At 56.7% G+C, this 22909-nt stretch carries 21 protein-coding genes and 1 pseudogene; 20 read left to right on the forward strand and 2 right to left on the reverse strand.

From position 1 onward, the window contains the following. Positions 1-104: 104 nt before the first annotated feature. Positions 105-896 carry an endonuclease VIII gene (gene nei, locus AFK65_RS06085; RefSeq protein ID WP_038857692.1) on the forward strand — a complete coding sequence of 264 codons (792 nt, stop codon included), beginning with the start codon at positions 105-107 and terminating at the stop codon, positions 894-896. 208 nt (positions 897-1104) lie between these two features. Here the strand turns inward: nei and AFK65_RS06090 are convergent, their stop codons facing one another. Next, positions 1105-2391 carry a citrate synthase gene (locus tag AFK65_RS06090; protein ID WP_007706820.1) on the reverse strand — a complete coding sequence of 429 codons (1287 nt, stop codon included), beginning with the start codon at positions 2389-2391 and terminating at the stop codon, positions 1105-1107. A gap of 231 nt (positions 2392-2622) precedes the next feature. Beyond that, positions 2623-2682, reverse strand: coding sequence for a hypothetical protein (locus AFK65_RS22470; RefSeq protein WP_420868149.1), 60 nt, complete (start codon positions 2680-2682; stop codon positions 2623-2625). Between the two features lie 347 nt (positions 2683-3029). Here AFK65_RS22470 and sdhC point away from each other — a divergent pair. From sdhC to cpoB, 19 genes and pseudogenes are all read left to right on the forward strand, one after another. Continuing rightward, positions 3030-3433 (forward strand): annotated as a pseudogene (gene sdhC / locus AFK65_RS06095) (succinate dehydrogenase cytochrome b556 subunit). Further along, positions 3427-3774, forward strand: coding sequence for a succinate dehydrogenase membrane anchor subunit (gene sdhD / locus AFK65_RS06100; protein ID WP_007706826.1), 348 nt, complete (start codon positions 3427-3429; stop codon positions 3772-3774). The pseudogene sdhC and the gene sdhD overlap by 7 nt, the downstream one beginning before the upstream one ends. Further along, on the forward strand, positions 3775-5541 hold the full coding sequence (gene sdhA, locus AFK65_RS06105; RefSeq protein WP_007706831.1) for a succinate dehydrogenase flavoprotein subunit: 1767 nt from the start codon (positions 3775-3777) through the stop codon (positions 5539-5541). 15 nt (positions 5542-5556) lie between these two features. Beyond that, positions 5557-6273 carry a succinate dehydrogenase iron-sulfur subunit gene (locus tag AFK65_RS06110; RefSeq protein ID WP_007669742.1) on the forward strand — a complete coding sequence of 239 codons (717 nt, stop codon included), beginning with the start codon at positions 5557-5559 and terminating at the stop codon, positions 6271-6273. Positions 6274-6638: 365 nt separating this feature from the next. Continuing rightward, a complete protein-coding gene (sucA, locus tag AFK65_RS06115) occupies positions 6639-9446 on the forward strand; it encodes a 2-oxoglutarate dehydrogenase E1 component (RefSeq protein WP_007706841.1) in 2808 nt (935 codons plus the stop codon). Between the two features lie 14 nt (positions 9447-9460). Continuing rightward, entirely contained in the window at positions 9461-10684 is a 1224-nt protein-coding gene (gene odhB, locus AFK65_RS06120) for a 2-oxoglutarate dehydrogenase complex dihydrolipoyllysine-residue succinyltransferase (protein ID WP_007706852.1), read from the forward strand. A 110-nt stretch (positions 10685-10794) separates the two neighbouring features. After that, positions 10795-11961 carry an ADP-forming succinate--CoA ligase subunit beta gene (gene sucC, locus AFK65_RS06125; protein WP_004385341.1) on the forward strand — a complete coding sequence of 389 codons (1167 nt, stop codon included), beginning with the start codon at positions 10795-10797 and terminating at the stop codon, positions 11959-11961. Beyond that, positions 11961-12830 (forward strand): succinate--CoA ligase subunit alpha, encoded by an 870-nt coding sequence (gene sucD, locus AFK65_RS06130; RefSeq protein WP_007706855.1) that lies wholly within the window; start codon positions 11961-11963, stop codon positions 12828-12830. The genes sucC and sucD overlap by 1 nt, the downstream gene beginning before the upstream one ends. 1048 nt (positions 12831-13878) lie before the next feature. Continuing rightward, positions 13879-15447, forward strand: coding sequence for a cytochrome ubiquinol oxidase subunit I (gene cydA, locus AFK65_RS06135; protein ID WP_038857690.1), 1569 nt, complete (start codon positions 13879-13881; stop codon positions 15445-15447). Positions 15448-15462: 15 nt separating this feature from the next. Continuing rightward, positions 15463-16602, forward strand: coding sequence for a cytochrome d ubiquinol oxidase subunit II (gene cydB / locus AFK65_RS06140; protein WP_007706861.1), 1140 nt, complete (start codon positions 15463-15465; stop codon positions 16600-16602). A 13-nt stretch (positions 16603-16615) separates the two neighbouring features. Then, positions 16616-16729, forward strand: coding sequence for a cytochrome bd-I oxidase subunit CydX (cydX, locus tag AFK65_RS20760; protein ID WP_007706864.1), 114 nt, complete (start codon positions 16616-16618; stop codon positions 16727-16729). Further along, on the forward strand, positions 16729-17022 hold the full coding sequence (gene ybgE, locus AFK65_RS06145) for a cyd operon protein YbgE (RefSeq protein WP_032804414.1): 294 nt from the start codon (positions 16729-16731) through the stop codon (positions 17020-17022). The genes cydX and ybgE overlap by 1 nt, the downstream gene beginning before the upstream one ends. Before the next feature lie 133 nt (positions 17023-17155). Further along, positions 17156-17560 carry a tol-pal system-associated acyl-CoA thioesterase gene (gene ybgC, locus AFK65_RS06150; RefSeq protein ID WP_004387903.1) on the forward strand — a complete coding sequence of 135 codons (405 nt, stop codon included), beginning with the start codon at positions 17156-17158 and terminating at the stop codon, positions 17558-17560. Continuing rightward, on the forward strand, positions 17557-18258 hold the full coding sequence (tolQ, locus tag AFK65_RS06155) for a Tol-Pal system protein TolQ (RefSeq protein WP_007791890.1): 702 nt from the start codon (positions 17557-17559) through the stop codon (positions 18256-18258). Before ybgC ends, tolQ begins: the two co-directional genes overlap by 4 nt. A 3-nt stretch (positions 18259-18261) precedes the next feature. Next, on the forward strand, positions 18262-18690 hold the full coding sequence (tolR, locus tag AFK65_RS06160) for a colicin uptake protein TolR (protein ID WP_004387901.1): 429 nt from the start codon (positions 18262-18264) through the stop codon (positions 18688-18690). 39 nt (positions 18691-18729) lie between these two features. After that, the gene (gene tolA, locus AFK65_RS06165) at positions 18730-20019 is read left to right on the forward strand and encodes a cell envelope integrity protein TolA (RefSeq protein ID WP_038857686.1); all 1290 of its coding nucleotides are present in this window, start codon (positions 18730-18732) and stop codon (positions 20017-20019) included. Positions 20020-20143: 124 nt separating this feature from the next. After that, positions 20144-21436, forward strand: a complete 1293-nt coding sequence (gene tolB, locus AFK65_RS06170; RefSeq protein WP_032804415.1) for a Tol-Pal system beta propeller repeat protein TolB — start codon at positions 20144-20146, stop codon at positions 21434-21436. 34 nt (positions 21437-21470) lie between these two features. Then, the gene (gene pal / locus AFK65_RS06175; RefSeq protein ID WP_004386751.1) at positions 21471-21989 is read left to right on the forward strand and encodes a peptidoglycan-associated lipoprotein Pal; all 519 of its coding nucleotides are present in this window, start codon (positions 21471-21473) and stop codon (positions 21987-21989) included. 9 nt (positions 21990-21998) lie between these two features. After that, the gene (cpoB, locus tag AFK65_RS06180) at positions 21999-22796 is read left to right on the forward strand and encodes a cell division protein CpoB (protein WP_038857684.1); all 798 of its coding nucleotides are present in this window, start codon (positions 21999-22001) and stop codon (positions 22794-22796) included. Positions 22797-22909: the final 113 nt, after the last annotated feature.

A 22909-nucleotide genomic window follows, 5' to 3' on the forward strand; every position in this document is an offset into this window, starting at 1 on the left:
CGTTAACCGCCGCTTTTTTGCGGCGGTTGTCTTTTTCTCCCGGCGCCTGCTGCTACAGTTTATCCTGATGTTTTAATGCGTAAGTAACCTGAAAAGGATGAACGATGCCGGAAGGACCGGAGATCCGCCGCGCGGCGGACAAGCTTGAAGCGGCGGTGGCGGGCAAACCGCTGACCCACGTCTGGTTTGCGTTTCCTGAATTAAAACCGTTTGAAGCGCAGCTGACCGGCGCGCGGGTGGAGCGATTCGAAACCCGCGGCAAAGCGCTGTTGACGCATTTTTCCTGTGGGCTGACGCTCTACAGCCACAATCAGCTGTATGGCGTCTGGCGCGTGGTGAAAGCGGGTGAAACGCCGCAGACCACGCGAAGCCTGCGCGTGCGGCTCGAAACCGAAGACGCCGCGGTGCTGCTTTACAGCGCCTCGGAAATCGAGATGCTGGATGCAGACGGCATGGCGGCGCACGCGTTTTTGCAGCGCGTCGGGCCGGACGTGCTGGATATGTCGCTGACGGTGGAGCAGGTGAAGGAGCGTCTGTTAAGCCCGCGCTTTCATCGCCGTCAGTTCAGCGGGCTGCTGCTGGACCAGGCGTTTCTCGCGGGGCTTGGCAATTATTTGCGTGTGGAGATCCTCTGGCAGGCGCAGCTTGCGCCGCGCCACAAGGCAATAGAGCTGAATAATACGCAGCTTGATGCGCTGGCCCGCGCATGTCTTGAGATCCCGCGGCTCTCATACCAGACGCGCGGGACGGTGGATGAGAATAAGCATCACGGCGCGCTGTTTCGCTTCGAGGTGTTTCACCGCGCCGGGAAGAAATGCCGCCGCTGCGGGGGAATTATCGAGAAGACGACGCTGTCGTCGCGGCCATTTTACTGGTGTCCGGGGTGTCAGGCGTAGTTTTAGGGTGAATGGCGGGTGCGCGTTGCTTACCCGCCCTACATGAAATATAGATGGGTTGTGGCGGGTGCGCTGCGCTTACCCGCCCTACGTTAAATACAAAAACGGTGGTTCGGTGTAGGGCGGGTAAGCGCAGCGCACCCGCCGCTAAAACGCCCATAAAAAAACGCGCCCAAAGGCGCGTTTTTCAGATTAACCGCAGCGTGGATTAACGCTTGGTCAGATCGGATTTGAAATCACGCTGCTCGTAGCCGGTGTACAGCTGACGCGGACGCGCGATCTTCATGCCTTCGCTGTGCATCTCGTTCCAGTGCGCAATCCAGCCCACGGTACGCGCCATCGCGAAGATAACGGTAAACATGGAAGACGGAATGCCCATCGCTTTCAGGATGATGCCGGAGTAGAAATCCACGTTCGGGTAGAGTTTCTTCTCGATGAAATACGGGTCGTTCAGCGCGATGTTTTCCAGCTCCATCGCCACTTCCAGCAGATCGTCTTTGGTGCCCAGCTCTTTCAGCACTTCGTGGCAGGTTTCGCGCATTACGGTGGCGCGCGGGTCATAGTTTTTGTAAACGCGATGACCGAAGCCCATCAGGCGGAAAGAGTCGTTTTTGTCTTTCGCGCGACGCACGAATTCCGGAATGTGCTCAACGGTGCTGATCTCTTCCAGCATCTTGAGTGCGGCTTCGTTAGCGCCACCGTGCGCCGGTCCCCACAGGGAGGCGATGCCCGCGGCGATACACGCGAACGGGTTCGCGCCGGAGGAGCCTGCGGTACGTACGGTAGAGGTTGACGCGTTCTGCTCATGATCCGCGTGCAGGATCAGAATGCGATCCATCGCGCGCTCCAGCACCGGGTTCACCTCGTAAGGCTCGCATGGTGTGGAGAACATCATATTCAGGAAGTTGCCGGAGTAGGAGAGATCGTTACGCGGATACACAAACGGCTGGCCGATCGAATATTTGTAACACATCGCCGCCACGGTCGGCATTTTAGAGAGCAGACGGAAGGCCGCAATCTCACGGTGACGCGGGTTATTGACGTCCAGCGAGTCGTGATAGAACGCCGCCAGCGCGCCGGTCACGCCGCACAGCACCGCCATCGGGTGAGAATCGCGACGGAAACCGTGGAACAGACGCGTGATCTGCTCATGGATCATGGTGTGGCGGGTGACGGTGGTTCTGAATTCGTCGTACTGCTCCTGGGTCGGCTTTTCGCCGTAGAGCAGGATGTAGCACACTTCAAGATAGTTGGACTCAGTGGCTAACTGATCGATAGGGAAACCGCGGTGCAGCAGGATACCTTCGTCACCATCAATAAAGGTGATTTTGGACTCGCAGGATGCGGTGGAAGTAAAGCCGGGGTCGAACGTGAAAACACCTTTTGAACCAAGACTACGGATATCGATTACATCCTGACCGAGCGTGCCTTTTAGCACATCCAGTTCGATAGCACCATCACCGTTATAGGTTAGGTTTGCTTTAATATCAGCCATTTACGGTCTCCTTAGCGCCTGTTGCTTGCGACGGTTAACCGCCGATTTACCTCCAGCCAGCAGGGGACAGTTGCCAGTTTGTTGTGTGGCGCGCAGCTCTGTTTCAGAGGGGAAACCAGGGTACAGAGCGATGGGCGGCTTGCAGGCAACCATTCAAACCTGGGTGAAACAACAGTAAATCAGGGTGTTAGCCGTCAGTATTTGTCAAACCTGTTTATCACTAATACCTGGCTAAATTACTGCGGTCAATACTGGCACACTGTTACATAACTTATTCTCAGGTGAAAGCATGACCCCATAACTTTTGCGAATTATATGCGTTTCTGGGTGATGTTTGTAACTAATTTGTTTAACATTTGTCAAATCAGATGATTAAAAATTAAAATAATGTTGTTATCGTGATCCTGGTCACTGTTCCGACCAAAACCGGCCAAAGAATTTGTAGGTTAATTGTAATGATATTGTGAACATCCTATACTGCCGCCAGGTCTCCGGAACACCTTGCAACCGCGAGCCACCCAGCGTAGTAACGTGTCATGCAGCCTTTGGAAGCGGTGATTTTGCATGACGCGGAGTTATAGAAAAATGACGCTGCTTGACCCGCCTGCAGACCGGAGGAAGGACACAATAAGAACAGCATGTGGGCGCATTCATGATAAAAAAGGTGAATAAACAACGACCTGTCAACCTGGATCTGACAACGATCCGGTTTCCTGTCACCGCGATTGCTTCTATCCTCCACCGCGTTTCCGGCGTGATTACCTTTGTCGCCGTCGGCATTCTGCTGTGGTTGTTAGGACTCTCTCTCTCGTCTCAAGAAGGCTTTCTGACTGCGTCCAACATCATGGACAGCTTCTTCGTTAAATTCATTATGTGGGGCATTCTGACAGCGCTGGCTTACCACGTTGTTGGCGGCGTTCGCCACATGCTGATGGATTTCGGCTATCTTGAAGAAACCTTCGCAGCAGGCCAACGCTCCGCTAAGTTCGCTTTTATTATCACTGTCGTGCTTTCAATTCTCGCAGGAGTCCTCGTATGGTAAGCAACGCCTCCGCATTAGGACGCAACGGCGTACATGACTTCATCCTGGTTCGCGCCACCTCCATCGTAATGACGCTGTATATCATTTATATGATTGGCTTCTTCGCGATGAACGGCGATCTGACTTATGAAGTCTGGACTGGTTTCTTCTCATCCACCTTCACCAAAGTGTTCACCCTGCTGACCCTGGTTTCGATTCTCGTCCATACCTGGATTGGGATGTGGCAGGTGCTGACCGACTACGTAAAACATCTGGCGCTGCGCCTCTTTTTGCAGCTGGCGATTGTCGTCGCTCTGGTGGTTTACGTGATTTATGGCTTTGTTGTGGTGTGGGGTGTGTAAATGAATTTGCCAGTCAGAGAATTTGATGCCGTTGTTATTGGCGCAGGCGGCGCAGGTATGCGCGCGGCGCTGCAGATTTCCCAGAGCGGCCAGACCTGTGCGCTGCTTTCCAAGGTGTTCCCGACCCGTTCTCACACCGTCTCCGCCCAGGGCGGCATTACCGTTGCGCTTGGCAATTCCCATGAAGATAACTGGGAATGGCACATGTATGACACGGTAAAAGGTTCCGACTATATCGGCGACCAGGACGCGATTGAATATATGTGTAAAACCGGCCCGGAAGCGATTCTGGAGCTTGAGCACATGGGGCTGCCGTTCTCCCGTCTTGATGACGGCCGTATTTATCAGCGCCCGTTCGGCGGCCAGTCGAAAAACTTCGGCGGCGAGCAGGCGGCGCGCACCGCGGCGGCGGCGGACCGTACCGGCCACGCGCTGCTGCATACGCTCTATCAGCAGAACCTGAAAAACCACACCACCATTTTTTCTGAGTGGTATGCGCTGGATCTGGTGAAAAACCAGGATGGCGCGGTGGTGGGTTGCACCGCGCTGTGCATCGAAACCGGCGAAGTGGTCTACTTCAAAGCCCGCGCGACCGTGCTGGCGACCGGCGGCGCAGGCCGTATTTACCAGTCCACCACCAACGCCCACATTAACACTGGCGACGGCGTCGGCATGGCGCTGCGCGCCGGCGTACCGGTGCAGGACATGGAAATGTGGCAGTTCCACCCGACCGGCATCGCCGGCGCGGGCGTACTCGTCACCGAAGGGTGCCGCGGCGAAGGCGGGTACCTGCTGAACAAACACGGCGAGCGCTTTATGGAGCGTTACGCGCCGAACGCGAAAGATCTGGCGGGCCGCGATGTCGTTGCGCGCTCTATCATGATTGAAATCCGCGAAGGCCGCGGCTGCGACGGCCCGTGGGGCCCGCACGCCAAGCTGAAACTCGACCATCTGGGTAAAGAAGTGCTGGAATCCCGTCTGCCGGGCATTCTGGAACTCTCCCGCACCTTTGCTCACGTTGACCCGGTCAAAGAGCCGATCCCGGTTATCCCGACCTGCCACTACATGATGGGCGGTATTCCGACCAAAGTGACCGGCCAGGCGCTGACCGTGAACGAGAAGGGCGAAGACGTAGTGATCCCGGGCCTGTTCGCGGTGGGCGAAATCGCCTGCGTATCCGTACACGGCGCCAACCGTCTGGGCGGCAACTCGCTGCTTGACCTGGTGGTGTTCGGCCGCGCGGCGGGCCTGCATTTGCAGGAGTCCATCGCCGAGCAGGGTCAGCTTCGCGACGCCAGCGACTCCGACGTGGAGTTCTCGCTGGAGCGCCTCAACCGCTGGAACAACAACCGCGACGGCGAAGATCCGGTCGAAATCCGCAAAGCGCTGCAGGAATGTATGCAGCATAACTTCTCGGTATTCCGCGAAGGCGACGCGATGGCCAAAGGGCTTGAGCAGCTGAAAGCCATCCGCGAGCGCCTGAAAAACGCCCGCCTGGACGACACCTCCAGCGAGTTCAACACCCAGCGCGTCGAATGCCTGGAGCTGGATAACCTGATGGAAACCGCTTACGCCACCGCCGTATCGGCGAACTTCCGTACCGAGAGCCGTGGCGCGCACAGCCGCTTCGACTACCCGGACCGCGACGACGAAAACTGGCTGTGCCACAGCCTCTATTTGCCGCAAACCGAGAGCATGACGCGTCGCGAAGTGAATATGCAGCCTAAGCTGCGCCCGGCTTTCCCGCCGAAAGTGCGTACTTATTAAGAGCGGAGCAATGTGATGAAACTCGAGTTTTCCATTTATCGCTATAACCCGGATGTCGACGACGCGCCGCGCATGCAGGATTACACCCTGGAGCAGGAAGAAGGGCGCGACATGATGCTGCTCGACGCCCTGATGCTGCTGAAAGAGAAGGACCCGAGCCTCTCTTTCCGCCGCTCCTGCCGCGAAGGCGTCTGCGGCTCCGACGGTCTGAACATGAACGGCAAGAACGGCCTGGCGTGTATTACGCCTGTGTCTAACCTGGGCGCCGGTAAGCAGAAAATCGTTATCCGTCCGTTGCCCGGTCTGCCGGTTATCCGCGACCTCGTAGTGGACATGGGGCAGTTCTACGCCCAATATGAGAAGATTAAACCTTACTTGTTGAATAATGGGCACAATCCGCCGGCGCGCGAACATTTGCAGATGCCGGAGCAGCGCGAGAAGCTCGACGGGCTGTATGAGTGCATTCTGTGCGCCTGCTGCTCCACGTCGTGCCCGTCGTTCTGGTGGAACCCGGACAAGTTCATCGGCCCGGCAGGTCTGCTGGCAGCGTACCGTTTCCTTATCGACAGCCGCGATACCGAAACCAACGAGCGCCTGGATGGCCTGAGCGATGCGTTCAGCGTGTTCCGTTGCCATAGCATCATGAACTGCGTGAGCGTTTGTCCGAAAGGGTTAAACCCGACGCGCGCCATCGGCCATATTAAGTCGATGTTGTTGCAGCGCAGCGCGTAAGTAAGCGTTGCGGTAGTGGCGGGTGCGCTTACCCGCCCTACATATAAGTGTCCCTCTCCCTGAGGGGAGAGGGAAAAGCAGGAAACCTTTAAAAACCGCTACAGAGTAGTACCAGTAATCGAGGCGTTCAGTGCGAGACAAGGCGGCAACTGAGCGCATCCCCAGGAGCATAGTGACCTATGTGACTGGGGTAAGCGAAGGCAGCCAACGATGTCGCAGCCTGAACGAAGAAGATTAATGGCAGTTTTTAAAGGTTCCTTCGCGGGCCCGCACTAAACAAGAGCTCGCAGGTGAACCCCGGCACGTACAACACTGTACGTGGTAGTTTCTACGGCGAAATAAGCAGACATGCTTAAGGGATCACGATGCAGAACGGCGCAATGAAAGCCTGGCTGGACTCTTCTTACCTCTCTGGCTCTAACCAGAGCTGGATAGAACAGCTCTATGAAGACTTCTTAACCGATCCTGATTCAGTGGACGCCCACTGGCGCTCTATGTTCCAGCAACTGCCTGGCACCGGCGCGAAACCGGATCAATTCCATTCAACAACGCGTGATTATTTCCGTCGTCTGGCGAAGGATGCCTCACGTTACTCTTCCTCGATTTCCGACCCTGACACGAATGCGAAGCAGGTTAAAGTCCTGCAGCTTATTAACGCCTATCGCTTCCGTGGCCACCAGCACGCGAATCTCGATCCGCTGGGCCTGTGGCAACAGGAGCACGTCGCGGATCTGGACCCTGCGTTCCACGATCTGACCGAAGCCGACTTCCAGGAAACCTTTAACGTAGGCTCTTTTGCGCTTGGCAAAGAGACCATGAAGCTCGGCGACCTCATCGAGGCGCTTAAGCAGACCTACTGCGGCTCCATCGGCGCGGAATACATGCATATCACCTCGACGGAAGAGAAACGCTGGATCCAGCAGCGTATCGAATCGGTCGCGGGCCACGCGGGCTTTAGCGCGGACGAGAAAAAACGCTTCTTAAGCGAACTGACCGCCGCCGAAGGACTTGAGCGTTATCTGGGCGCGAAATTCCCTGGCGCGAAACGCTTCTCGCTGGAAGGCGGCGACGCGTTAATCCCGATGCTCAAAGAGATGATCCGCCACGCCGGTAAGAGCGGCACGCGCGAAGTGGTGCTGGGTATGGCGCACCGCGGTCGTCTGAACGTGCTTATCAACGTGCTTGGTAAAAAACCGCAGGATCTGTTTGACGAATTCGCCGGCAAACATAAAGAACACCTCGGCACCGGCGACGTGAAATATCACATGGGCTTCTCGTCGGATATCGAAACCGAAGGCGGCCTGGTGCACCTGGCGCTGGCGTTTAACCCGTCGCACCTGGAGATTGTCAGCCCGGTGGTGATGGGCTCGGTGCGCGCGCGTCTCGACCGCCTAGACGAGCCGAGCAGCAACAAAGTGCTGCCGATCACCATTCACGGCGACGCGGCAGTCGCCGGGCAGGGCGTGGTTCAGGAAACCCTGAACATGTCCAAAGCGCGCGGTTACGAAGTGGGCGGCACGGTCCGTATCGTTATCAACAACCAGGTGGGCTTCACCACCTCCAACCCGCTTGACGCCCGTTCCACCCCGTACTGCACCGACATCGGCAAAATGGTGATGGCGCCGATTTTCCACGTCAACGCGGACGACCCGGAAGCGGTCGCGTTTGTGACCCGCCTGGCGCTGGATTTCCGTAACACCTTTAAGCGCGACGTGTTTATTGACCTGGTATGCTACCGCCGTCACGGCCATAACGAAGCCGACGAGCCGAGCGCTACCCAGCCGCTGATGTACCAGAAAATCAAAAAACACCCGACCCCGCGCAAAATCTACGCCGACAAGCTGGAGCAGGAAGGCGTGGCGAAACTCGAAGACGCGACCGAAATGGTCAATCTCTACCGCGACGCGCTGGATGCCGGCGAGTGCGTGGTGAAAGAGTGGCGTCCGATGAATATGCACTCCTTTACCTGGTCGCCGTATCTCAACCACGAATGGGACGAAAGCTACCCGAACAAAGTGGAGATGAAGCGCTTACAGGAACTGGCGAAGCGCATCAGCAGCGTGCCGGACGGCATCGAGATGCAGTCGCGCGTGGCGAAAATCTACGGCGACCGTCAGCTGATGGCGAACGGCGAGAAACCGTTCGACTGGGGCGGGGCGGAAACGCTGGCCTATGCGACGCTGGTCGATGAAGGTATTCCGGTGCGCCTGTCCGGCGAAGACTCCGGCCGCGGCACCTTCTTCCACCGTCACGCCGTGGTGCATAACCAGGCTAACGGTTCTACCTGGGTGCCGCTGCAACACATCCATAACGGCCAGGGCCAGTTCAAAGTCTGGGACTCCGTGCTGTCTGAAGAAGCGGTGCTGGCGTTTGAATATGGCTATGCGACCGCAGAGCCGCGCACGCTGACTATCTGGGAAGCGCAGTTCGGCGACTTCGCCAACGGCGCGCAGGTGGTTATCGATCAGTTCATCAGCTCCGGCGAGCAGAAATGGGGCCGTATGTGCGGTCTGGTAATGCTGCTGCCGCACGGCTACGAAGGCCAGGGGCCGGAGCACTCCTCCGCGCGTCTGGAGCGTTATCTGCAACTCTGCGCCGAGCAGAACATGCAGGTGTGCGTGCCATCGACCCCGGCGCAGGTTTACCACATGCTGCGTCGTCAGGCGCTGCGCGGTATGCGCCGTCCGCTGGTGGTCATGTCGCCGAAATCGCTGCTGCGTCACCCGCTGGCGGTATCGAGCCTTGAAGAACTGGCCAACGGCGCCTTCCAGCCGGCCATCGGCGAAGTCGATGAACTCGATCCGCAGGGCGTGAAACGCGTCGTGCTCTGTTCTGGTAAGGTTTATTACGACCTGCTGGAACAGCGTCGTAAGAATGATCAGAAGGATGTGGCGATTGTCCGTATCGAACAGCTCTACCCGTTCCCGCATCACGCGGTGCAGGAAGCGCTGAAGCCGTTCGCGCACGTGCATGATTTCGTCTGGTGCCAGGAAGAGCCGCTCAACCAGGGCGCCTGGTATTGCAGCCAGCACCACCTTCGTGAAGTGATTCCGTTTGGATCTGCATTACGTTATGCAGGCCGCCCGGCCTCCGCCTCGCCGGCGGTAGGGTATATGTCCGTTCACCAGAAACAGCAACAAGATCTGGTTAATGACGCGCTGAACGTCAATTAATTAAAGGATAAATAATGAGTAGCGTAGATATTCTTGTTCCCGACCTGCCTGAATCCGTTGCTGACGCAACCGTCGCCACCTGGCACAAAAAGCCGGGCGACGCGGTAAAACGCGATGAAGTGCTGGTAGAAATCGAAACTGACAAAGTGGTACTGGAAGTACCGGCGTCGGCTGACGGCGTTCTGGATGCGGTACTGGAAGACGAAGGCAGCACCGTCACGTCTCGCCAGATCCTGGGCCGTCTGCGCGAAGGCAACAGCGCGGGCAAAGAGAGCAGCGCCAAACCGGAAGCGAAAGAATCTACCCCGGCGCAGCGCCAGCAGGCGTCTCTGGAAGAACAAAATAACGACGCGCTGAGCCCGGCTATCCGCCGTCTGCTCGCCGAACACAACCTGGACGCGGCCGCCATCAAAGGCACCGGCGTTGGCGGCCGTCTGACCCGTGAAGATGTGGAAAAACATCTGGCGAAAGCGAACGGCGGCGAATCTGCCAAAGCCCCGGAACAAGCCGCCGCCGCGCCGCAGCCGCAGCTCGGCGCCCGCAGCGAAAAACGCGTGCCGATGACCCGTCTGCGCAAACGCGTGGCCGAGCGTCTGCTGGAAGCGAAAAACTCCACCGCGATGCTGACCACGTTCAACGAAGTGAACATGAAGCCGATCATGGATCTGCGTAAGCAGTACGGCGACGCCTTCGAAAAACGTCACGGCATCCGTCTGGGCTTTATGTCCTTCTACGTGAAAGCGGTCGTTGAAGCGCTCAAACGCTTCCCGGAAGTGAACGCGTCCATTGATGGCGACGACGTGGTATATCACAACTATTTCGACGTCAGCATGGCGGTCTCCACGCCGCGCGGCCTGGTGACCCCGGTTCTGCGTGATGTCGACGTGCTGGGCATGGCGGATATCGAGAAGAAAATCAAAGAGCTGGCAGTCAAAGGCCGCGACGGCAAACTGACCGTGGAAGACCTGACCGGCGGCAACTTCACCATTACCAACGGCGGCGTTTTCGGCTCGCTGATGTCCACGCCTATCATCAACCCGCCGCAGAGCGCGATCCTCGGCATGCACGCCATTAAAGATCGTCCGATGGCGGTGGATGGCAAGGTTGAGATCCTGCCGATGATGTACCTGGCGCTCTCTTACGATCACCGTCTGATCGACGGCCGTGAATCGGTAGGTTTCCTGGTGACCATTAAAGAGTTGCTGGAAGATCCGACTCGTCTGCTGCTGGACGTGTAGTTTCACAAGGGCGGCCCGACCGCCCTCAGGTAGTGTTTATGGTCGCGCCGCGAGGCGCGGCAATTTCGAACTCCGAGCGTGAATGCGCTTTTTCTTGATGGACTGAAGAGATGAACTTACACGAATATCAGGCGAAACAGCTGTTTGCCAGATCAGGCCTGCCGACGCCGGTAGGTTATGCCTGCTCGACTCCGCGTGAAGCAGAAGAAGCCGCCTCTAAAATCGGCTCCGGCCCGTGGGTAGTGAAATGCCAGGTGCACGCAGGCGGCCGCGGTAAAGCGGGCGGTGTAAAAGTCGTTAAGAGCAAAGAAGAGATTCGCGCCTTTGCCGAGCACTGGCTGGGCAAACGCCTGGTGACGTACCAAACGGACGCCAACGGCCAGCCGGTTAACCAGATTCTGGTGGAAGCCGCGACCGATATCGCGAAAGAACTCTATCTCGGCGCGGTGGTTGACCGTGGCTCCCGTCGCGTGGTGTTCATGGCCTCTACCGAAGGCGGCGTGGAAATTGAAAAAGTGGCGGAAGAAACCCCGCACCTGATCCACAAAGTCGCTATCGATCCGCTGACCGGCCCGATGCCGTATCAGGGACGCGAGCTGGCCTTTAAACTGGGCCTCGAAGGGAAACTGGTTCAGCAGTTCACCAAAGTCTTTATGGGCCTGGCGAACATTTTCCTGGAGCGCGATCTGGCGCTTATCGAAATCAACCCGCTGGTGATCACCTCGCAGGGCGACCTGATCTGCCTCGACGGCAAGCTGGGCGCTGACGGCAACGCGCTGTTCCGCCAGCCGGATCTGCGTGAAATGCGCGACCAGTCTCAGGAAGATCCGCGCGAAGCGCAGGCGGCGCAGTGGGAGCTGAACTACGTAGCGCTGGACGGCAACATCGGTTGCATGGTGAACGGCGCGGGCCTCGCGATGGGCACCATGGATATCGTTAAGCTGCACGGCGGCGAACCGGCGAACTTCCTGGACGTGGGCGGCGGCGCGACCAAAGAGCGCGTGACCGAAGCGTTTAAAATCATTCTGTCTGATGACAAAGTGAAAGCCGTACTGGTTAACATCTTCGGCGGCATCGTGCGCTGCGACCTGATCGCGGACGGCATCATCGGCGCGGTGGCGGAAGTGGGCGTGAACGTACCGGTTGTCGTACGTCTGGAAGGCAACAACGCCGAGCTGGGCGCGAAGAAACTGGCCGACAGCGGCCTGAATATTATTGCAGCGAAAAGTCTGACGGATGCAGCTCAGCAGGTTGTTGCTGCTGTGGAGGGGAAATAATGTCCATTCTGATCGATAAAAACACCAAAGTTATCTGCCAGGGCTTTACCGGCAGCCAGGGGACATTCCACTCCGAACAGGCTATCGCCTACGGCACCCAGATGGTTGGCGGCGTAACGCCAGGCAAAGGCGGCACCACGCACCTGGGACTGCCGGTGTTTAACACCGTGCGCGAAGCGGTAGATGCGACCGGCGCGACCGCGTCCGTTATCTACGTTCCGGCGCCGTTCTGCAAAGACTCTATTCTGGAAGCCATCGACGCAGGCATTAAGCTCATCATCACCATTACTGAAGGCATCCCGACGCTGGATATGCTGACGGTGAAAGTGAAGCTGGATGAAGCGGGCGTGCGCATGATTGGCCCGAACTGCCCGGGCGTTATCACCCCTGGCGAGTGCAAAATCGGCATCATGCCGGGCCACATCCACCAGCCTGGCCGCGTGGGCATCGTTTCCCGCTCCGGCACCCTGACCTACGAAGCGGTTAAACAGACCACCGATTACGGTTTTGGTCAGTCGACCTGCGTGGGTATCGGCGGCGACCCGATCCCGGGCTCTAACTTCATCGATATCCTGAAGCTGTTCCAGGAAGATCCGCAGACCGAAGCGATCGTAATGATCGGCGAGATCGGCGGCAGCGCGGAAGAAGAAGCGGCGGCGTATATTAAAGATCACGTCACCAAACCTGTCGTGGGCTACATCGCGGGCGTGACCGCGCCGAAAGGCAAGCGTATGGGCCACGCGGGCGCGATCATCGCGGGCGGCAAAGGCACGGCGGATGAGAAATTCGCGGCGCTGGAAGCGGCAGGCGTGAAAACCGTGCGCAGCCTGGCGGACATCGGCGACGCGCTGAAAACCATCCTGAAGTAAACGTCTTACCTCGTGGGTGGGAGGTTAAACCACCCGATAATAAGATTCGACATGGTTGGCTACTCGTGAGGGTAGCCTTTTTTATTGCCCGCGGCGCGCCACCAGCGTGAACGGGTAATCGTCGCTTTTAAAGACGTTGCGGCGGAATTCAAACTTACGTTTCTCACCGTTGTGCAACGCGCGCTGACACGCGCTTTTTAGCGTGCAGGAGGGCGTTATACCATCGTACCGTGTGGGTCTTCATGACAGTCGCTCTGTGCAGCAAAGCGGGCAGGAGAGGGGATTTATCCGTTATCTCGGTGAGTATGCGTTATGAATGTGTAACGTCGCTTCTGCGACACGGCACGTTTTGACTGCGTCTTTATTACCTTTTGTTATGCCGCCACCTGAAGATTGTCGGTGAGTGGCATTTTTATTCTCTAAAGAGCAATGTCATTGGCACCCCGTAAAACGGCTAATTAGTAAAATAATTGTGAAATAAAATTGTCATTCCTGATCTAATAAATTGTTTTGGACTGCCGATATTAACAGGGAGGTGTGATTAATATCTCGTATTGTGGTTAGCTAAAATAACATGGATTAATTATTTGTATCTCTTTCATAACCCGCCCTGCGTTAAAAAAATACTTATCGTTAACATTATTTTTACTTAACCCGTTAGGGGTGAAACATAATTAACAATGGGTACAAAAACTGATTTTAATCAAAGTTTTTAGCTTGAAAAAAAGCGTGAGAAAGCGCTAAATTGCGGTCGATCAATCTGGCGTCCAGGCGGCGATTTGGGTATAAATTGATCGCCGTCGTAAAACGCAAATAAAGGGATGTGTAAATCTATTTATTATCCCTGGATTGCAGCGTAAAATATTCGCCGAATCAATTTGGAATTCTTTTAACTTATTTGTAACCTTTCGCCATTACTTTTTCACAAATACACGCAGTGATTTAAGCAAGGCTGACGGGAGCAAATGTCATTGGTATTGGGGCATGCGTTGTGGCGCTTTAAAAAGGGCCACGCTCGAAGTCTTCATGCGAGGAGCAAGGAGTCAAGATGTTAGATATAGTCGAACTGTCGCGCTTACAGTTTGCCTTGACCGCGATGTACCACTTCCTTTTTGTGCCGCTGACGCTTGGTATGGCGTTCCTGCTGGCCATTATGGAAACGGTCTACGTCCTCTCTGGTAAACAAATCTATAAAGACATGACCAAGTTCTGGGGCAAGTTGTTTGGTATCAACTTCGCACTGGGCGTGGCGACCGGCTTGACCATGGAGTTCCAGTTCGGGACTAACTGGTCTTACTATTCACACTATGTAGGCGATATCTTCGGTGCCCCGCTGGCTATCGAAGGCCTGATGGCATTCTTCCTTGAATCGACCTTCGTCGGCCTGTTTTTCTTCGGCTGGGATCGTCTGAGCAAAGTGCAGCACATGGCCGTCACCTGGCTGGTGGCGCTGGGCTCCAACCTCTCCGCACTGTGGATCCTGGTGGCGAACGGCTGGATGCAGAACCCGATCGCGTCTGATTTCAACTTCGAAACCATGCGCATGGAGATGGTGAGCTTCTCCGAGCTGGTGCTGAACCCGGTCGCGCAGGTGAAATTCGTTCACACCGTGGCCGCAGGCTACTGCACCGGCGCGATGTTCATTCTGGGCATCAGCGCGTGGTACATGCTCAAAGGCCGCGACTTCGCTTTCGCCAAACGCTCTTTCGCTATCGCGGCGAGCTTCGGCATGGCGGCGGTGCTTTCCGTTATCGTGCTGGGTGATGAATCCGGTTACGAAATGGGCGACGTACAGAAAACCAAACTGGCCGCTATCGAAGCCGAGTGGGAAACCCAGCCGGCGCCGGCCGCGTTTACGCTGTTTGGTATCCCGGATCAGAAAACCCAGGAAAACCGCTTCGCGATTCAGATCCCTTACGCGCTTGGCATTATCGCCACCCGCTCTGTGGATACGCCGGTGATTGGTCTTAAAGATCTGCTGGTGCAGCATGAAGCGCGCATCCGTAACGGGATGAAAGCCTACGCGCTGCTGGAGCAACTGCGTTCAGGCTCGAACGACCAGGCGCTTCGCGACGAATTTAACAGCGTGAAGAAAGACCTCGGCTACGGCCTGCTGCTGAAGCGTTATACCGATAACGTGGCTCAAGCGACCGAAGCGCAGATCCAGAAAGCGACGCAGGATTCTATTCCGAGCGTGGCGCCGCTGTACTTCTCCTTCCGTATCATGGTGCTGTGCGGCATCCTGATGCTGCTGATTATCGGCGCGTCGTTCTGGTCGGTTATCCGTAACCGTATCGGCGATAAAAAATGGCTCCTGCGAGCGGCGTTTTACGGCATTCCGCTGCCGTGGATCGCGGTGGAATCGGGCTGGTTTGTGGCCGAATATGGCCGTCAGCCGTGGGCTATCGGCGAAGTGCTGCCGACCGCGGTCGCGCACTCTAACCTGTCTGCGGGCGACATCCTCTTCTCTATGGTGCTGATCTGCGGCCTGTACACGCTCTTCCTGGTGGCGGAACTGTTCCTGATGTTCAAATTCGCCCGCCTGGGGCCGAGCAGCCTGAAAACGGGTCGCTACCACTTCGAGCAGTCCACTGTGGCTTCTCAGCCGGCACGCTAATCGAGGAGACGTAAAATGATCGATTATGAAGTACTGCGTTTGGTCTGGTGGCTGCTGGTCGGCATTCTGCTGATTGGTTTTGCGGTCACCGATGGTTTTGATATGGGGGTCGGCATGCTGACCCGCATCCTGGGACGCACCGACACCGAGCGCCGCGTGATGATTAACTCCATCGCGCCGCACTGGGACGGCAACCAGGTATGGCTTATCACCGCAGGCGGCGCGCTGTTCGCGGCCTGGCCGCTGGTGTATGCCGCCGCGTTCTCCGGTTTTTATGTCGCGATGATCCTGGTGCTCGCTTCGCTGTTCTTCCGTCCGGTCGGTTTTGACTACCGTTCGAAAATTGAAGATATGCGCTGGCGCAACATGTGGGACTGGGGCGTGTTTGCCGGTAGCTTCGTGCCGCCACTGGTGATTGGCGTGGCGTTCGGCAACCTGCTGCAGGGCGTGCCGTTCCACTTCGATAAATATCAGGGCATGTTCTACACCGGCAACTTCTTCCAGCTGCTGAACCCGTTTGGCCTGCTGGCAGGTGTTGTGAGCGTGGCGATGATCCTGACCCAGGGCGCGACTTATCTGCAAATGCGTACCACCGGCGAGCTGCATCTGCGCTCCCGCGCCACCGCGCAGATCTCAGCCCTGGTGATGATGGTCTGCTTTGTACTGGCGGGCGTCTGGGTGATGTACGGGATTGACGGTTATGTGGTGACCTCTGCCATCGATCCGCGTGCGGCCTCTAACCCGATGAATAAAGAAGTGGTTCGTCAGGCGGGCGCCTGGTTTGCTAACTTTAATAAGATGCCGGCGCTGTGGGCGATCCCTGCGCTGGGCGTGGTGCTGCCGCTGCTGACCGTGCTGGCGTCGCGTCTGGAGAAAGGCGCCTGGGCGTTTGTATTCTCTTCTCTGACGCTGGCCTGCGTTATCCTGACTGCCGGTATCGCGATGTTCCCGTTCATCATGCCGTCCAGCACCATGCTGAACGCCAGCCTGACGATGTGGGACGCGACCTCCAGCCAGCTGACGCTGACCGTGATGACCTATGTCGCCGCGGTGTTCGTACCGATTATTTTGCTCTACACCACCTGGTGTTACTGGAAAATGTTTGGTCGTATCACCAAAGAGCATATCGAAAGCAACACGCATTCTCTGTACTAATAAGGAGCTGACTATGTGGTATTTCGCCTGGATTCTCGGAACGCTTCTTGCCTGTGCTTTCGGGGTCATTACCGCGCTGGCGCTTGAGCATGTCGAAGCGACCAAAGCTGGTAAAGTCGAGTCGTGATGAAACGCCTCATCACCGCGCTTTACGCGCTGATGGATAAGAGCCCGCTAAGGGCTCTTTCCTTAATCATGGCGCTGGTGCTGGCCGGTTGCATATTCTGGGACCCGTCGCGCTTCGCGGCGAAGACCAGCGGCCTTGCAATCTGGCAGGGCTTGTTCCTGATGTGGGCCGTCTGCGCGGGTGTGATTCACGGCGTGGGTTTTCGTCTTCGCGCCGTACACTGGCAGGGAATTTTCTGTCCGCCGATCGCCTTTCTGGTGATGCTGGCGGGGCTGATTTTTTTCTTCGGCTGAACGCGCCAACGCCTCTGTTTCTGTGGGCTTTCCGGAGCCCATAAATATTTACTCTCCGTTTACTTCTCCCCATTCCCAACCCACATTCACTTGCGTATAGTAGCAGCGTTTATTTGCATTACCGGGATGTAGAGTGAGCACAACGCTGTTTCGATGGCCGGTTCGTGTCTATTACGAAGACACCGACGCCGGTGGTGTGGTTTACCACGCCAGTTACGTCGCCTTTTATGAAAGAGCACGCACAGAGATGCTGCGCCACCACCATTTTAGTCAGCAAGATTTACTGGCGGAGCGAGTAGCCTTTGTGGTTCGCAGGATGTCGCTTGAGTATCTTGCGCCTGCCCGACTCGACGATATGCTCGAAGTCCAGACCGAAATTACAACGCTGCGTGGCACCTCCATGGTGTTCAGGCAACGGATTGTTAACGCGGAAAACCAGCTCCTCAATGAAGCCGAGGTGTTGATTGTCTGCGTTGATCCACTCTTAATGAAGCCTCGTGCGCTTCCCAAGTCTATTGTCGCGGAGTTCAAGCAGTGACTGACATGAATATCCTTGATTTGTTCCTGAAGGCAAGTCTTCTGGTCAAACTTATCATGTTGATTTTGATTGGTTTTTCAATCGCGTCCTGGGCCATCATCATTCAGCGAACGCGCATCCTCAATGCCGCGTCGCGCGAAGCGGAAGCCTTTGAAGATAAATTCTGGTCGGGCATTGAGCTCTCTCGCCTGTATCAGGAGAGCCAGGGGCGTCGCGAAAACCTCTCCGGCTCCGAGCAGATCTTCTACGCCGGATTTAAAGAGTTCGCCCGTCTGCATCGCGCCAACAGCCATGCGCCGGAAGCGATTGTCGAAGGGGCGTCGCGCGCGATGCGTATCTCGATGAACCGCGAGCTTGAAACCCTCGAAACGCATATTCCTTTCCTCGGCACCGTAGGTTCCATCAGCCCGTACATCGGTCTGTTCGGCACCGTGTGGGGGATCATGCACGCCTTTATCGCGCTGGGTGCTGTGAAACAGGCGACGCTGCAGATGGTGGCTCCGGGTATCGCGGAAGCGCTTATCGCCACGGCGATCGGTCTGTTCGCGGCTATTCCGGCGGTCATGGCCTATAACCGTCTGAACCAGCGCGTGAACAAGCTGGAGCTTAATTACGACAACTTTATGGAAGAGTTCACGGCTATCCTGCATCGTCAGGCTTTCACCAGCACCAGTACAAGCGAAAGCAACAAGGGGTAAGTCATGGCCAGAACACGTGGACGTGGTCGTCGTGATCTGAAATCTGAAATCAACATCGTCCCGTTACTGGACGTGCTGCTGGTGCTGCTGCTGATTTTTATGGCGACGGCCCCCATCATCACCCAGAGCGTGGAAGTGGATTTGCCGGACGCCACGGATTCCCAGACCGTCAGCAGCAATGACAACCCGCCGGTGATTATTGAAGTCTCCGGCGTGGGCCAGTACAGCGTGGTGGTGGAAAAAGACCGTATGGATCAGCTGCCTGCTGAGCAGATTGTTGCCGAGGCGCAGCGTCGTCTGCAGGAGAATCCGAAGACCGTCTTTTTAATCGGTGGCGCCAAAGAGGTTCCTTACGACGAGATTATTAAAGCGCTGAACCTGTTACATCAGGCGGGCGTAAAATCTGTCGGCTTAATGACGCAGCCTATCTGATCCACTGCCTGACAGGGCTACAAGTTTTGGAAACCGAGAGTGGCAAAGGCAACCGAACAAAACGATAAGCTGAAACGCGCGATCATCATTTCCGTCGTGCTGCATGTGTTGCTGATTGCGCTGCTGATCTGGAGCTCGTTCGATGAGCATATCAGTGAAGACGCAGCGGGCGGCGGCGGCGGATCGGCTATCGACGCCGTGATGGTCGATCCCGGCGCGGTAGTGCAGCAGTACAACCGCCAGCAGCAACAGCAGGCAAGCGCTAAACAAGCCGCCGAGCAGCGCGAGAAACAGGCGCAGCAGCAGGCGGAAGAACTGCGCGAGAAACAGGCCGCCGAACAGGAGCGCCTGAAAAAGCTTGAGCAGGAGCGCCTTGAGGCGCAGGAGAAAGCGCAGCAGCAGGCTGAACAGCAGAAACAGGCTGAAGAAGCCGCGAAGCGCGCGCAGGAGCAGCAGAAACAGGCGGAAGAGGCGGCAGCCAAAGCCGCAGCAGACGCCAAAGCGAAAGCTGACGCCCAGGCGAAAGCCGCTGAAGAAGCCGCGAAGAAAGCCGCTGCCGACGCGCAGAAAAAAGCGCAGGCAGAGGCCGCTAAAGCCGCTGCCGCCGCGAAGAAAGCGCAGGAAGAGGCAGAGAAAAAAGCGGCCGCTGATGCGGCGAAAAAAGCGCAGCAGGACGCCGAGAAGAAAGCGGCAGCCGAGGCTGCGAAGAAAGCCGCAGCCGAAAAAGCCGCCGCTGAAAAAGCCGCGGCGGCTGAGAAAGCGGCAGCGGAAAAAGCGGCGGCCGAGAAGAAAGCCGCCGCAGCGGAAAAAGCGGCCGCGGAAAAAGCAGCGGCCGCAGAGAAAGCCGCTGCCGACAAGAAAGCGGCGGCAGAAAAAGCCGCGGCGAAGAAAGCCGCAGCCGCGAAAGCCGCTGCAGAAAAAGCGGCCGCAGCGGAAGGCGTCGACGATCTGCTTGGCGATCTCAGCTCAGGTAAGAATGCGCCGAAAACCGGCGGCGGGGCGAAAGGCAGTAATGCAGCGCCGGCGGGGAGCGGTAATAGTAAGAACAACGGTGCCAGCGGCGCTGAAATCAATGGCTACGCCTCGCAGATAAAGTCCGCCATTGAAAGCAAGTTCTATGATGCGTCGTCGTATTCAGGAAAAACCTGTACGCTGCGTATTAAGCTTGCACCGGACGGCTTACTGCTGGATATCCAGTCGGAAGGGGGCGATCCTGCGCTTTGCCAGGCAGCCATTTCCGCCGCCCGACAGGCTAAGATTCCTAAACCGCCAAGCCAGGCTGTTTATGAAGTCTTTAAAAACGCGCCATTGCTTTTCAAACCGCAGTGATTTCCGGTAAAACCGGGCTTCACTGTCCGGTTTAAGCCGGCGTGCGATGTGGTTGTCTATCTTTGAGTTTGTTAACATTCTGCTAAATTATCGTGGGCTTTGACGTCCAGATAAGGGAGATATGATGAAGCAGGCATTACGTTTAGCATTTAGTTTTCTGATGCTGTGGGCAGCCGTGCTGCACGCAGAAGTACGCATCGAGATAACCCAGGGGGTTGACTCGGCGCGTCCGATTGGGGTGGTGCCGTTCAAGTGGGCAGGCCCGGGCGCCGCGCCTGAAGATATCGGCGGCATCGTGGCGGCGGATCTGCGCAACAGCGGTAAATTCAACCCGCTCGATCGCTCCCGTCTGCCGCAGCAGCCCGCTTCCGCGCAGGAAGTTCAGCCGGCGGCATGGTCTGCGCTCGGTATTGACGCGGTCGTGGTAGGGCAGGTGACGCCGAACGGCGACGGCAGCTATACCGTGGCGTATCAGCTGGTCGACACTGGCGGCGCGCCGGGCACCGTGCTCGCGCAGAACTCCTACAAAGTGAACAAGCAGTGGCTGCGTTACGCAGGCCATACCGCAAGCGACGAAGTGTTTGAGAAGCTGACCGGCATCAAAGGCGCTTTCCGCACCCGTATCGCTTACGTGGTTCAGACCAACGGCGGCCAGTTCCCGTACGAACTGCGCGTCTCTGACTACGACGGCTACAACCAGTTTGTGGTTCACCGCTCACCGCAGCCGCTGATGTCTCCGGCCTGGTCGCCGGATGGCAGCAAGGTCGCTTACGTGACCTTTGAAAGCGGTCGTTCTGCGCTGGTTATCCAGACGTTGTCTAACGGCGCCGTGCGTCAGGTGGCCTCGTTCCCGCGTCACAACGGTGCGCCGGCCTTCTCGCCGGACGGCAGCAAACTGGCCTTCGCGCTCTCTAAAACCGGCAGCCTGAACCTGTACGTGATGGATATCGGCTCCGGCCAGATCCGCCAGGTAACTGACGGTCGCAGCAACAACACCGAACCGACCTGGTATCCGGACAGCCAGACGCTGGCCTATACCTCTGACCAGGCCGGTCGTCCGCAGGTTTATAAAGTCAACATCAACGGCGGTGCGCCGCAGCGCGTGACCTGGGAAGGTTCTCAGAACCAGGATGCTGACGTAAGCTCTGACGGTAAATTTATGGTGATGGTGAGCTCCAATGGCGGCGCTCAGAACATCGCTAAACTGGATCTGGTAACGGGTGGCGTGCAGACTCTGTCGTCAACGTTCCTGGATGAAACGCCAAGTCTGGCACCTAACGGCACTATGGTTATCTACAGCTCTTCTCAGGGGATGGGATCCGTGCTGAACCTGGTTTCTACAGATGGGCGTTTCAAAGCGCGTCTTCCGGCAACTGATGGACAGGTTAAATTCCCTGCCTGGTCGCCGTATCTGTAATAATAATTAATTGATTACTAAAGGAATCAAAGAAATGCAACTGAACAAAGTGCTGAAAGGGCTGATGATCGCTCTGCCTGTTATGGCAATCGCGGCGTGTTCTTCTAACAAGAACGCCAGCAATGACCAGAGCGGCGAAGGCATGCTGGGTGCCGGCACTGGTATGAACGGCAACGGCGGCAACATGTCTTCTGAAGAGCAGGCGCGTCTGCAGATGCAGCAGCTGCAGCAGAACAACATCGTTTACTTCGATCTGGACAAGTACGACATCCGTTCTGACTTCGCTGCAATGCTGGATGCGCACGCTAACTTCCTGCGTAGCAACCCGTCTTACAAAGTGACCGTTGAAGGTCACGCGGATGAGCGCGGCACCCCGGAGTACAACATCTCCCTGGGCGAGCGTCGTGCTAACGCCGTTAAGATGTACCTGCAGGGCAAAGGCGTTTCTGCTGACCAGATCTCCATCGTTTCTTACGGTAAAGAAAAACCTGCAGTACTGGGTCACGACGAAGCGGCATATGCCAAAAACCGTCGCGCCGTACTGGTTTACTAAGAGAATTGCATGATCAGTAACTTCAGACATCACCTGTTGGGTCTGTCGTTACTGGTTGGCGTAGCGGCCCCCTGGGCCGCTAATGCCCAGGCGCCAATCAGTGATGTCGGCTCAGGCTCGGTCGAAGACCGTGTCGTTCAACTCGAGCGTATTTCCAACGCTCACAGTCAGCTTTTAACCCAGCTTCAGCAGCAGCTCTCCGATAACCAGTCCGATATTGATGCCCTGCGCGGTCAGATTCAGGAAAATCAGTATCAGCTTAACCAGATTGTGGAACGTCAAAAGCAGATTTTGCTGCAGATGGACAGTCTGACTAATGGCAATGGCGGAGCGGCCGCGGCGCAGAGCGGCGATCAGGCGCAAAACGGCGCGGCGCAAGCCACACCGGACGCCGGGGCCTCCGCGCCCGCAGCCAGCGCGCCGACGCAAAGCGGGGATGCCAATACCGATTACAACGCAGCTATCGCGCTGGTGCAGGATAAATCCCGTCAGGATGAAGCCATCACCGCGTTTTCCAATTTCATTAAGCAATACCCGGATTCCACTTACCAGCCGAATGCCCATTACTGGCTCGGCCAGCTGAATTACAACAAAGGTAAGAAGGATGACGCGGCGTATTACTTCGCTTCGGTGGTGAAGAACTATCCCAAATCACCAAAAGCGGCGGATGCGATGTTTAAGGTTGGCGTAATCATGCAGGATAAAGGCGACACCGCGAAAGCGAAGGCCGTTTATCAGCAGGTTATCTCCAAATATCCTGGCTCCGAAGGCGCAAAGCAGGCGCAAAAACGTCTGAATGCGATGTAATGCATGCGGCTTGACCAGATAACGTATTATTTCTGGTCTTGCCGCATGAAACGTAAGCAGTTAAGTGATCTGCCTCGAAATTTTTGTTGCGTCAGAATCTTAAATCAGTAATA

It is taken from the genome of Cronobacter universalis NCTC 9529, from assembly GCF_001277175.1.
In the GTDB taxonomy this organism is placed as follows: Bacteria; Pseudomonadota; Gammaproteobacteria; order Enterobacterales; family Enterobacteriaceae; genus Cronobacter; species Cronobacter universalis.

What these genes read in the sequence shown, in the direction of transcription:
- nei (WP_038857692.1), top strand. Translation starts at nt 105, where the DNA reads ATGCCGGAAGGACCGGAGATCCGCCGCGCGGCGGACAAGCTTGAAGCG.
- AFK65_RS06090 (WP_007706820.1), bottom strand. Translation starts at nt 2,391, where the DNA reads ATGGCTGATATTAAAGCAAACCTAACCTATAACGGTGATGGTGCTATC.
- sdhD (WP_007706826.1), top strand. Translation starts at nt 3,427, where the DNA reads ATGGTAAGCAACGCCTCCGCATTAGGACGCAACGGCGTACATGACTTC.
- sdhA (WP_007706831.1), top strand. Translation starts at nt 3,775, where the DNA reads ATGAATTTGCCAGTCAGAGAATTTGATGCCGTTGTTATTGGCGCAGGC.
- AFK65_RS06110 (WP_007669742.1), top strand. Translation starts at nt 5,557, where the DNA reads ATGAAACTCGAGTTTTCCATTTATCGCTATAACCCGGATGTCGACGAC.
- sucA (WP_007706841.1), top strand. Translation starts at nt 6,639, where the DNA reads ATGCAGAACGGCGCAATGAAAGCCTGGCTGGACTCTTCTTACCTCTCT.
- odhB (WP_007706852.1), top strand. Translation starts at nt 9,461, where the DNA reads ATGAGTAGCGTAGATATTCTTGTTCCCGACCTGCCTGAATCCGTTGCT.
- sucC (WP_004385341.1), top strand. Translation starts at nt 10,795, where the DNA reads ATGAACTTACACGAATATCAGGCGAAACAGCTGTTTGCCAGATCAGGC.
- sucD (WP_007706855.1), top strand. Translation starts at nt 11,961, where the DNA reads ATGTCCATTCTGATCGATAAAAACACCAAAGTTATCTGCCAGGGCTTT.
- cydA (WP_038857690.1), top strand. Translation starts at nt 13,879, where the DNA reads ATGTTAGATATAGTCGAACTGTCGCGCTTACAGTTTGCCTTGACCGCG.
- cydB (WP_007706861.1), top strand. Translation starts at nt 15,463, where the DNA reads ATGATCGATTATGAAGTACTGCGTTTGGTCTGGTGGCTGCTGGTCGGC.
- cydX (WP_007706864.1), top strand. Translation starts at nt 16,616, where the DNA reads ATGTGGTATTTCGCCTGGATTCTCGGAACGCTTCTTGCCTGTGCTTTC.
- ybgE (WP_032804414.1), top strand. Translation starts at nt 16,729, where the DNA reads ATGAAACGCCTCATCACCGCGCTTTACGCGCTGATGGATAAGAGCCCG.
- tolR (WP_004387901.1), top strand. Translation starts at nt 18,262, where the DNA reads ATGGCCAGAACACGTGGACGTGGTCGTCGTGATCTGAAATCTGAAATC.
- tolB (WP_032804415.1), top strand. Translation starts at nt 20,144, where the DNA reads ATGAAGCAGGCATTACGTTTAGCATTTAGTTTTCTGATGCTGTGGGCA.
- pal (WP_004386751.1), top strand. Translation starts at nt 21,471, where the DNA reads ATGCAACTGAACAAAGTGCTGAAAGGGCTGATGATCGCTCTGCCTGTT.
- cpoB (WP_038857684.1), top strand. Translation starts at nt 21,999, where the DNA reads ATGATCAGTAACTTCAGACATCACCTGTTGGGTCTGTCGTTACTGGTT.